This is a genomic window from Allobaculum sp., from assembly GCF_047010065.1.
GTDB lineage: Bacteria > Bacillota_I > Bacilli_A > Erysipelotrichales > Erysipelotrichaceae > Allobaculum > Allobaculum fili.
This window is the reverse complement of record NZ_JBKXLD010000004.1, coordinates 37,039-45,640: the sequence shown is the minus strand read 5'-3', so window position 1 is coordinate 45,640 and position 8,602 is coordinate 37,039. Positions and strand designations below refer to the sequence as shown.

Genomic DNA, 8,602 nt, shown 5'->3' with positions numbered 1-8,602 from the left:
TCAATGATCTGGGCTTCGATGTTGGCGTTGCTTCTGAATACGTTCAGACGTGGGCATTCAGGAGTTCCGCTGACATTCTTGCGAACGCGAAGATGACGTTTCTGTCTTGCTTCGTTTTTTGACTGTTTTTTAATCATAGTCTTGCTCCTTTCCCACTATTTCTTACCAGCAGTCTTACCTTCCTTACGACGGATATGTTCACCTTTATAGCGAATACCTTTTCCTTTGTAAGGCTCAGGTTTGCGAACTGCGCGCACTTCTGCAGCGAATTCGCCGACGAGCTGCTTGTCAATGCCCTTAACGGTAATTGTGGTTGCGCTTGGGCAGGTTACTTCGAGTCCTTCGAAGATTTCTTTTTCAACGGGGTGGGAGTAGCCGACGTTCATGGTCAGCTTGTTTCCTTTAACCGCTGTACGGAAACCGATACCAACGAGTTCAAGATCTTTCTGGAAGCCTTCAGATACGCCGACTACCATGTTGTGCAGCAGAGCACGGGTTGTTCCGTGCAGCTGTTTTGTGGCCTTGAGATCGTTTGGACGTTTTACAGTTACTTCGTTTCCTTCAACCTCGATCGTGAGGATGTCGGAGAACTTTCTTGTCAGAGTTCCCTTAGGACCTTTGACAGTCACCTCATTCCCTGGAGCAACTTCAACAGTTACGCCGGCAGGAATGGTAATCAGTTTATTGCCGATACGTGACATTCAGTATTTTCCTCCTGCTGAACTATTACCAGATGTAGGCGAGTACTTCGCCGCCTACATTGGCTTTCTTTGCGTCGCGATCGGTCATCACACCGTGGGATGTGGAGATGATCGCAGTGCCAAGTCCGTTCAGTACGCGTGGCAGGTTGTCTGCGCCGGCGTATACACGGAAGCCTGGCTTGGAAATTCTCTTCAGACCGGAGATTACGCGTTCTCCGTTCTTGCCGTATTTCAGATCGATGGTCAGCGTTTTCTTAACACCGTCAGCTTCTGTGGAGAAACCGTTGATATAGCCTTCTTCGACCAGGATTTTAGCAATTCTTTCCTTCTCTTTGCTGGAAGGCATGGAGACAGTCTCATGCTTCTGAGCAAGAGCGTTGCGGATGCGGGTGAGCATATCCGCGATCGGATCAGTCATTGTCATGCTTGTTTCCTCCCTGCTTACCAGCTAGCCTTTTTCACACCCGGGATCTGGCCTTTGTAAGCCAGTTCACGGAAGCAGATACGGCAGATGCCGTATTTTTTCAGTACGGAGTGCGGACGTCCGCATCTCTGACAGCGAGTGTACTCGCGAACTTTGAATTTCTGAGGACGCTGCTGTTTCAACTTCATCGCTTTTTTTGCCATGAGTTCCTCCTATTTCTTAACGAAGGGCATGCCAAGAGCGGTAAGGAGCTCTTTTGCCTCTTCGTTGGTATCTGCGGTGGTTACGATAACGACATCCATACCACGGGATTTGTTGACTTTATCGAAGTCGATTTCCGGGAAGATGATCTGTTCCTTAACACCGAGAGTGTAGTTGCCGCGTCCATCAAAGGCGCTGTCTGAAACACCGCGGAAGTCTCTTACACGCGGAAGAGAGATGTTGAACAGTTTGTCCAGGAATTCATACATTCTGTCCGCGCGCAGGGTTACCTTGCAGCCGATCGGCATGCCTTCACGAACCTTGAAGTTCGCGATGGATTTTTTCGCCTTTGTGATTACCGGCTGCTGACCGGAAATCGCTGCGAGTTCTTCTACAGCTTCGTCAAGATATTTCGAGTTCTGGATCGCATCGCCGACACCAATGTTGATTACGACTTTTTCGATCTTCGGAACCTGCATAACGGAAGAATAGTTGAACTGCTTCATCATAGCCGGGACGATCTCGGACTGGTATTTTTCTTTTAACCGGTTCATTTACTATCCTCCTACTTCTTTTCTTTCAGTTCGTTGCCGCTCTTCTTGAAGTAGCGGACTTTTGTTTTCTTGCCATTTTCGTCAACGGAAACCTTAACGCCAATGCGGCCGGCTTCTTTGGCTTTTTCGTCGTAGAGAGCGACGTTCGATGCATCGATCTTCGCTTCTTTTTCAACGATTCCGCCATCCGGGTTGGACTGGGTCGGTTTCATGTGCTTTTTGACGATGTTGACACCTTCAACGATGACTTTGCCTTCTTTCGGGAATGCAGCAAGGACTTCGCCGATGGTTCCTTTGTAAGCTCCGGTCATTACCTGAACTTTGTCACCTTTTTTAATCTTCACGAGAAATCCTCCTTACAGCACTTCCGGTGCCAGAGAAACGATCTTCATGAAGTCGTGGTCACGAAGTTCGCGGGCAACCGGGCCGAAAATACGAGTACCCCGGGGGGTTTTGTCATCTTTGATCAGAACGACTGCGTTGTCGTCGAACTTGATGTAGGTTCCGTTGTCGCGACGTACGCCGTATTTGGAACGAACGATTACGCCTTTTACAACGTCACCCTTTTTAACGGCTCCGCCAGGAGCTGCCTGTTTAACAGCACAGACAACGACATCACCGATGTTGGCAAATTTGCGCTTGCTTCCGCCAAGAGGACGAATGACAAGGACTTCCTTGGCACCCGTGTTGTCGGCTACGCGCAAACGGCTTTCATTTTGAATCATTTGCTCTTCCTCCTGACTCTAGCCGCGTGCTTTTTCCACTACGCTAACCAGACGGAAACGTTTGGTTTTGGAAAGAGGTCTTGTTTCCATGATTTCAACGAGATCTCCTTCTCTAGCTTCGTTTTTCGCATCGTGGGCTTTGAATTTCTTAGTGTATTTAACGCGCTTGCCGTAGAGCGGATGTTTTTTCATCGTTTCAACGGCAACCGTAACAGTTTTGTCCATCTTGTCAGAAATGACTCTGCCACGGTAAACTTTTCGGTTGTTTCTTTCTTCCATGTCCAAGTCCTCCCTGATTAAGCCTGTTTCATTTCGCCCAGTACGGTTTTGATGCGGGCGATGTCTTTTTTAACCGCTTTAAGACGTGCAGTATTCTCGAGCTGGCCAGTTGCCTGTTTGAAGCGGAGATTGAACAGCTCATCTTTGAGGAGATTGAGTTCCTGCAGCAGTTCAGCTTCTGTCTTTGTGCGAAGTTCACTTGCCTTCATGACTATTCAGTTTCTCCTTTCTTAACAAAACGAGTTTTAACTGGAAGCTTGTGGCTGGCCAAGCGGAGCGCCTCGCGAGCTACTTCTTCCGGTACGCCGCCAACTTCGAACATTACGCGGCCGGGTTTAACAACAGCTACCCATCCTTCTGGAGCACCTTTACCGGAACCCATGCGGACTTCAAGAGGTTTTTTGGTTCTGGCCAGATGCGGGAAGATCCGGATCCATACTTTACCGCCACGTTTCATGTAACGGGTCATGGCAATACGGGCTGCCTCGATCTGACGGTTGGAAACGTAGTTGCCGCTGTCTGCTACCAGACCGTATTCGCCGAATTCGACGTTACGGCCGGCTTTGGAACGTCCTTCGTAGGAAAGACGATGCGGACGACGGTACTTCGTACGCTTTGGCATTAACATTATTCGTTACCTCCTTTAGGAGCTGCGGCGGCAGGTGCAGCGTTCGCATTGGAACGGCTGTCTCTGCGTCCGCCTTCTCTGCGGGGCTGACGTCCGGCACCTCTGCCGCCCTGACGGCGGTCGTTGCCGTTGCGTCCGTTTCTGCCTCTTGCAGGACGAGTGCGTCTCTGTTTTGGAGCTTCCGGTTCTTTAACCATTTCTCCAGGGAGAACTTCACCGCGGCAGATCCATACTTTTACGCCAAGACGGCCGTAAGTGGTAGCTGCTTCTTCAAGGGCATAGTCGATATCCGAACGAAGTGTGTGCAGTGGTACAACACCTTCGGAATAACCTTCGGTACGGGCGATATCTGCTCCGCCAAGACGGCCGGAAACAGATGTCTTGATGCCTTTCGCACCGGAACGCATGGTGTTCTGGATGGCTTTCTTCTGGGTTGCACGGAACGATTTACGGTTTTCGAGTTCGTTCGCGATCCAGCGAGCCACCAGACGAGCGTCCAGGTTCGGGTTGGCGATTTCTACGACGTTGATCTGCAGGTTTTTAACCGAAGTCATTTTCTGCAGGGCTTTTTTCAGGCCTTCAATGGATTTTCCATCCTGACCAATGACAACGCCTGGGTGAGCAGTACGAATGATCAGAGTCATTCGGTTCTGCGTTCTTTCAATTTCGATTCTCGAGATCTGAGGATCGGCTTTTCTCTTATCTGCTGCTGCTTTGGAGAGATTTGCATAATAGTTCTCGACGAATTCGCGGATCTTCACGTCTTCCATCAGGAGTTTCGAGAATTCTTTATCATCTGCATACCATCTGGACTGCCAGTCACGGATGATACCGGTCCGCATTCCAATCGGGCTTACTTTCTGACCCATGGTGTTCCTCCTTAGTCTTTCTCAGCCACAACAACAGTGATATGGCTGGTACGTTTATGAATCGGGCTGGCGCTGCCTTTTGCACGAGGCATGAAGCGCTTGAGTGTTACGCCTTCGTTTGCGTAGCATTCTTTTACATACAGTTTTTCTTCGTCCATTTCGTGGTTGTTCACCGCGTTGGCGACTGCGCTTTTGAGGACTGCGCCGACCATTTCACCGCCTTTGTTGGGAGTGAACTTGCAGATGGCTGCAGCTTCTTCAACATTTTTGCCGCGGATCAGGTCCAGGACAAGTCTGGCTTTACGGGGCTGAATGCGAAGTGTTTTTGCGGTTGCTCTTGCTTCCATACTGACCTCCTACTTCTTGCCTTTCTTGTCATCGGCTGCGTGGCCGAGGTATTTGCGGGTTGGGGCAAACTCACCGAGCTTGTGTCCAACCATGTCTTCGGTTACGAACACAGGTACGTGTTCCTTGCCGTTGTATACGGCAAATGTGTGTTCAACGAATTCAGGGAAAATAGTTGAACGACGGCTCCAGGTCTTAATGACTTCTTTTTTATTGGAAGCGTTCAGAGCCTGAACTTTTTTCATAAGGCTTTCGTCGACGAAAGGTCCTTTTTTCAAACTACGACTCATTTCAACGTTCTCCTTGTCTATTTGCCGTTTCTTCTGCGTACGATCAGTTTGTTCGACGCTTTCTTCTTAGCACGTGTCTTCACGCCAAGAGCCTTCTTGCCCCACGGCGTCATTGGAGACTTGCGGCCGATCGGCGTACGGCCTTCACCACCGCCATGCGGGTGATCGTTCGGGTTCATTACAGAACCGCGTACTGTCGGGCGAACGCCTTTCCAGCGGGTTCTTCCGGCTTTACCGAGGTTAACCAGAGCGTGGTCTTCGTTGCCGACTGCGCCAACAGTAGCGCGGCAGGTTCCGAGTACCTTGCGAACTTCGCCGGATGTCAGACGCATCGTAACGTATTTGTCTTCAATACCGAGAATCTGTGCGGAAGCACCGGCTGCACGGGCCATCTGGCCGCCTTTGCCAGGACGGAGCTCAACGTTGTGAACGATCGTACCTTCAGGCATGTTGCGCAGTTCGCATGCGTTTCCGACTTTGATATCCGTTTCCGGACCGGAAACGATTTTAGCGCCGACCTCGAGGCCTTTCGGAGCGAGGATGTAGCGTTTTTCACCGTCCGCATATGCTACGAGAGCGATGTTGCAAGTACGGTTTGGGTCATATTCAATCGCCTTAACGGTTGCAGGGATGCTGTCCTTGTTTCGTTTGAAGTCGATGATACGGTAAGTTCTCTTGTGACCGCCGCCCTGGTGACGGGTGGTGATGCGGCCTGTGTTGTTGCGTCCGCCTTTGGATTTCAGCGGAGCAGTCAGGCTGCGTTCCGGAGTTGTCTTTGTGATTTCTTCGAAAGTCAGAACAGACATTCCACGGCGGCCGGGTGTAGTCGGTTTATACTTTTTGATTGGCATAAACTTTTTCTCCTCTCAATACGCGATGTTTATTCAGGAAATAGCGTCTTCTCCCTGATGCAAAACCGTTTCTTTTTATCGGATCGGCTTCGATCCTCGGAATCAGTTTTGCGTATTTTCCTTGTCTCTATATAGATAGAGGAAGGAAGCTATGGATCGTTTATTCTTCTTCGCCGAAGATGTCGATCTTTTCGCCCTTCTTCAGAGTAACAACGGCTTTCTTGAAACCATTGACAACGCCGACTGTAGCGCCTCTGCGTTTTGTATGGGCTTTGGTATTGCTGATGTTGACTTTTTCAACCTTAACGCCGAACAGATTTTCAACAGCCTGACGAACTTCGATCTTGTTGGTCTGTTTCGGCACTTCGAAGGTGTATTTGCCTTCGTCTTCCATCGCGGCTACGGACTGTTCTGTGATAACCGGACGGATCAGTACATCTCTGTAGTCTTTCATTAAGCGAGGGCCTCCTCTACTTCTTTTACAGCCTGTTCAGTCATGAACACCTGGTTTGCGTTGAGCAGGTCGTAAACGTTGATGCCACGGGAGTTCATCATCATGACATCCGGGATGTTGCGGGCGGAGAGATAAGCATTATCTGTATCTTCGTCCATGCCTACAACGAACAGGGTCTTGCTTGGAGCTTTGATTGCTTCCACAACAGCTGCGAATTCTTTTGTTTTCGGAGCGTCGAATACCAGAGCGTTCAGTACGCCGAATTCGTTGTCCTGAACCTTGCTGGAAAGCGCAGATTTCAGAGCCAGACGGCGAACTTTCTTATTGATTCTGTAGGAGTAATCACGGGGAGTCGGGCCGAATACAATTCCGCCGCCTCTCCACTGTGCAGCACGGATGGAACCCTGACGGGCACGTCCGGTGCCTTTCTGACGGTAGGGCTTACGTCCGCCGCCGCTTACTTCGCTGCGGCCTTTAACGGAGTGCGTTCCCTGACGCTTGCCGGCCTGCTGCATTTTAACAGCTTCGTACAGAGCGTCTTTATGCGGTTCAATGGCGAAGATGCTGTCGTTCAGCTCGATGGAGCCGACAACTTCGCCCATCTGATTCAGTACATTGATGAGTGCCATTATTCTCCAGCCTCCTCTGTGCGGTTGATCAGAACTACAGGAGCCTTATCGCCTTTAGAAGCTTTGGCTGTGCGGATCATAACCATTCCTTTTTTAGGACCAGGAACGTTTCCTTTGATCAGTACGTAGTTGTTTTCCGGATCAACTTTGATTACGGTCAGGTTCTGAGCAGTTGTGCGTTTGGCACCTTCATGACCAGGCATTGCAGTACCCTTCATGATGCGTCCCTGACGGGATGTAATACCGTTGGTAGCCAGAGATCCGATGTGACGGATGTTCTTGGATCCACCATGTGTTTTTGGGCCCTGATGCGCATTGTTGCGGTAAATGGTACCCATATATCCTTTACCTTTGGATGTGCCGATTACGTCGACAGTTTCTCCAGCAGTAAAGATGTCTACGCTTACTGCGTCGCCTGGCTGAACTTCCAGGTCACAGTCGCGGACTTCGCGGACAAAACGTTTCGGGGCAGTGCCAGCTTTTTTGGCATGTCCGATTTCAGGTTTTGTCGAACGTTTTTCTCTTACGTCTTCGAAACCAAGCTGTACAGCATTGTAGCCGTCTGTTTCAACGGTTTTCACCTGCAGCACAATGTTGGGTTCGGCTTCGATTACAGTTACAGGAATCAGGACGCCATCTTCTGTGAAGACCTGAGTCATCCCTAACTTTCTTCCTAACAAACCTTTCACGATGACTTCCTCCATTAAAGTTTGATTTCGATGTCAACGCCGCTGGGCAGTTCCAGTCTCTGCAGTGCATCGATAGTTTCCTTGTTCGGCGAAACAATTTCGATCAGACGCTTGTGCGTACGGATTTCGAACTGTTCACGGGAATCTTTGTACTTGTGAACCGCACGAAGAATGGTCACGATCTGTTTTTCTGTTGGCAGAGGTACAGGTCCAACCACTTTCTTTGCACCATGTTTCTGGGCAGCTTCAACGATTTTCTTCGCGCTGTCGTCCAGAATGCGATGCTCGTACGCTTTCAAGCGGATTCTCATTGTGTTTTTTGCCATGGTTACTCCTTTCGTTTATTCTTGATAAACATGCTCTGTGCGAATTCCCCAACCCATTCCATGACAACGTATTTCAGTGGGTCAGCAACCTCGCACTTCCTCGCAGTGCTTGAACAGTCTATCAGAATATCCCCCTCATTACAAGCGATATTTCTCGGCGATTTTTACATTTTCTTAAGATCCGGCCCGACGAGTAAAGGCTTTTTCGGATTTTCAGCCTCTTTCCGTATTGAAAAATTCTTTCATCATTGTGTAAGCGCTTTTACTCTTTTAATCCTGACGTCGTCATTTCGTATTTGGCAAAACGATAAAAAAGACGTCGCCAAATCGAAGTTATGTACGTTTTTCGAATCCGCTTTTCTCTGTTCTCAGCACGTGGATGCTTCTGTATAAATGGCTGTGACATTCCATTGATCCTCCTGAGTGTTCTCGGTCCTCTCTGATTCATGTATCATTCACCAGAGTCTCAGAATTCTCGCAGGCGTCAGGCTTCCGATCTCCTGCTTCCGTCGCGGCGACTTTGCGTTTTCCTTTCTTATATTTATCTTATTTGCCTTATTTGCCGTATATGCGCTTCTTATATTTCCCCTCATATTCGCTTATTTGAATTTCTGCGCGTTCTTCCATATGTTCGCCT

Annotated in this window: 18 protein-coding genes; all 18 read right to left on the bottom strand. The window is 49.3% G+C overall.

The genetic code is table 11. From position 1 onward, the window contains the following. The coding region (locus ACLUYS_RS00910; RefSeq protein WP_412658685.1) for a 50S ribosomal protein L18 at window positions 1-137 on the bottom strand (137 nt) is incomplete at its 3' end. An 18-nt stretch (window positions 138-155) separates the two neighbouring features. Next, window positions 156-701: a 50S ribosomal protein L6 gene (rplF, locus tag ACLUYS_RS00905; protein WP_230268153.1), complete on the bottom strand. Its 546-nt coding sequence runs from the start codon at window positions 699-701 to the stop codon at window positions 156-158. 25 nt (window positions 702-726) lie between these two features. Further along, on the bottom strand, window positions 727-1,125 hold the full coding sequence (gene rpsH / locus ACLUYS_RS00900; RefSeq protein ID WP_230268152.1) for a 30S ribosomal protein S8: 399 nt from the start codon (window positions 1,123-1,125) through the stop codon (window positions 727-729). A 17-nt stretch (window positions 1,126-1,142) separates the two neighbouring features. After that, on the bottom strand, window positions 1,143-1,328 hold the full coding sequence (locus ACLUYS_RS00895; RefSeq protein ID WP_019893566.1) for a type Z 30S ribosomal protein S14: 186 nt from the start codon (window positions 1,326-1,328) through the stop codon (window positions 1,143-1,145). 9 nt (window positions 1,329-1,337) lie between these two features. Beyond that, window positions 1,338-1,880 (bottom strand): 50S ribosomal protein L5, encoded by a 543-nt coding sequence (rplE, locus tag ACLUYS_RS00890; protein WP_230268151.1) that lies wholly within the window; start codon window positions 1,878-1,880, stop codon window positions 1,338-1,340. An 11-nt stretch (window positions 1,881-1,891) separates the two neighbouring features. Further along, entirely contained in the window at window positions 1,892-2,224 is a 333-nt protein-coding gene (rplX, locus tag ACLUYS_RS00885; protein ID WP_230268150.1) for a 50S ribosomal protein L24, read from the bottom strand. Between the two features lie 12 nt (window positions 2,225-2,236). Continuing rightward, the gene (rplN, locus tag ACLUYS_RS00880; protein WP_230268149.1) at window positions 2,237-2,605 is read right to left on the bottom strand and encodes a 50S ribosomal protein L14; all 369 of its coding nucleotides are present in this window, start codon (window positions 2,603-2,605) and stop codon (window positions 2,237-2,239) included. 18 nt (window positions 2,606-2,623) lie between these two features. Then, the gene (gene rpsQ / locus ACLUYS_RS00875) at window positions 2,624-2,884 is read right to left on the bottom strand and encodes a 30S ribosomal protein S17 (protein ID WP_230268148.1); all 261 of its coding nucleotides are present in this window, start codon (window positions 2,882-2,884) and stop codon (window positions 2,624-2,626) included. 17 nt (window positions 2,885-2,901) lie between these two features. After that, on the bottom strand, window positions 2,902-3,093 hold the full coding sequence (gene rpmC / locus ACLUYS_RS00870) for a 50S ribosomal protein L29 (RefSeq protein WP_230268147.1): 192 nt from the start codon (window positions 3,091-3,093) through the stop codon (window positions 2,902-2,904). Window positions 3,094-3,095: 2 nt separating this feature from the next. Beyond that, window positions 3,096-3,512 (bottom strand): 50S ribosomal protein L16, encoded by a 417-nt coding sequence (gene rplP, locus ACLUYS_RS00865; protein ID WP_230268146.1) that lies wholly within the window; start codon window positions 3,510-3,512, stop codon window positions 3,096-3,098. After that, entirely contained in the window at window positions 3,512-4,381 is an 870-nt protein-coding gene (rpsC, locus tag ACLUYS_RS00860; RefSeq protein ID WP_230268145.1) for a 30S ribosomal protein S3, read from the bottom strand. Before rpsC ends, rplP begins: the two co-directional genes overlap by 1 nt. 11 nt (window positions 4,382-4,392) lie before the next feature. Further along, window positions 4,393-4,728 carry a 50S ribosomal protein L22 gene (rplV, locus tag ACLUYS_RS00855; protein ID WP_230268144.1) on the bottom strand — a complete coding sequence of 112 codons (336 nt, stop codon included), beginning with the start codon at window positions 4,726-4,728 and terminating at the stop codon, window positions 4,393-4,395. Between the two features lie 9 nt (window positions 4,729-4,737). Continuing rightward, window positions 4,738-5,016 (bottom strand): 30S ribosomal protein S19, encoded by a 279-nt coding sequence (gene rpsS / locus ACLUYS_RS00850; RefSeq protein WP_230268143.1) that lies wholly within the window; start codon window positions 5,014-5,016, stop codon window positions 4,738-4,740. Between the two features lie 17 nt (window positions 5,017-5,033). Continuing rightward, window positions 5,034-5,867 (bottom strand): 50S ribosomal protein L2, encoded by an 834-nt coding sequence (gene rplB / locus ACLUYS_RS00845; RefSeq protein WP_230268142.1) that lies wholly within the window; start codon window positions 5,865-5,867, stop codon window positions 5,034-5,036. 160 nt (window positions 5,868-6,027) lie between these two features. Further along, window positions 6,028-6,321, bottom strand: coding sequence for a 50S ribosomal protein L23 (rplW, locus tag ACLUYS_RS00840; protein ID WP_230268141.1), 294 nt, complete (start codon window positions 6,319-6,321; stop codon window positions 6,028-6,030). After that, the gene (gene rplD / locus ACLUYS_RS00835) at window positions 6,321-6,950 is read right to left on the bottom strand and encodes a 50S ribosomal protein L4 (protein WP_230268140.1); all 630 of its coding nucleotides are present in this window, start codon (window positions 6,948-6,950) and stop codon (window positions 6,321-6,323) included. The genes rplW and rplD overlap by 1 nt, the downstream gene beginning before the upstream one ends. Next, on the bottom strand, window positions 6,950-7,639 hold the full coding sequence (gene rplC, locus ACLUYS_RS00830; RefSeq protein ID WP_230268139.1) for a 50S ribosomal protein L3: 690 nt from the start codon (window positions 7,637-7,639) through the stop codon (window positions 6,950-6,952). The genes rplD and rplC overlap by 1 nt, the downstream gene beginning before the upstream one ends. Before the next feature lie 14 nt (window positions 7,640-7,653). Next, window positions 7,654-7,965 (bottom strand): 30S ribosomal protein S10, encoded by a 312-nt coding sequence (gene rpsJ / locus ACLUYS_RS00825; protein ID WP_230268138.1) that lies wholly within the window; start codon window positions 7,963-7,965, stop codon window positions 7,654-7,656. Window positions 7,966-8,602 lie beyond the last annotated feature (637 nt).

Bases quoted from the DNA above. Each gene is read 5' to 3' on its own strand.
- rpsC (WP_230268145.1), bottom strand. From the start codon at position 4,381: ATGGGTCAGAAAGTAAGCCCGATTGGAATGCGGACCGGTATCATCCGT.
- rplB (WP_230268142.1), bottom strand. From the start codon at position 5,867: ATGCCAATCAAAAAGTATAAACCGACTACACCCGGCCGCCGTGGAATG.
- rpsJ (WP_230268138.1), bottom strand. From the start codon at position 7,965: ATGGCAAAAAACACAATGAGAATCCGCTTGAAAGCGTACGAGCATCGC.
- rplF (WP_230268153.1), bottom strand. From the start codon at position 701: ATGTCACGTATCGGCAATAAACTGATTACCATTCCTGCCGGCGTAACT.
- rpsH (WP_230268152.1), bottom strand. From the start codon at position 1,125: ATGACAATGACTGATCCGATCGCGGATATGCTCACCCGCATCCGCAAC.
- ACLUYS_RS00895 (WP_019893566.1), bottom strand. From the start codon at position 1,328: ATGGCAAAAAAAGCGATGAAGTTGAAACAGCAGCGTCCTCAGAAATTC.
- rplN (WP_230268149.1), bottom strand. From the start codon at position 2,605: ATGATTCAAAATGAAAGCCGTTTGCGCGTAGCCGACAACACGGGTGCC.
- rplD (WP_230268140.1), bottom strand. From the start codon at position 6,950: ATGGCACTCATCAATGTACTGAATCAGATGGGCGAAGTTGTCGGCTCC.
- rpsQ (WP_230268148.1), bottom strand. From the start codon at position 2,884: ATGGAAGAAAGAAACAACCGAAAAGTTTACCGTGGCAGAGTCATTTCT.
- rplW (WP_230268141.1), bottom strand. From the start codon at position 6,321: ATGAAAGACTACAGAGATGTACTGATCCGTCCGGTTATCACAGAACAG.
- rpmC (WP_230268147.1), bottom strand. From the start codon at position 3,093: ATGAAGGCAAGTGAACTTCGCACAAAGACAGAAGCTGAACTGCTGCAG.
- rpsS (WP_230268143.1), bottom strand. From the start codon at position 5,016: ATGAGTCGTAGTTTGAAAAAAGGACCTTTCGTCGACGAAAGCCTTATG.
- rplV (WP_230268144.1), bottom strand. From the start codon at position 4,728: ATGGAAGCAAGAGCAACCGCAAAAACACTTCGCATTCAGCCCCGTAAA.
- rplE (WP_230268151.1), bottom strand. From the start codon at position 1,880: ATGAACCGGTTAAAAGAAAAATACCAGTCCGAGATCGTCCCGGCTATG.
- rplP (WP_230268146.1), bottom strand. From the start codon at position 3,512: ATGTTAATGCCAAAGCGTACGAAGTACCGTCGTCCGCATCGTCTTTCC.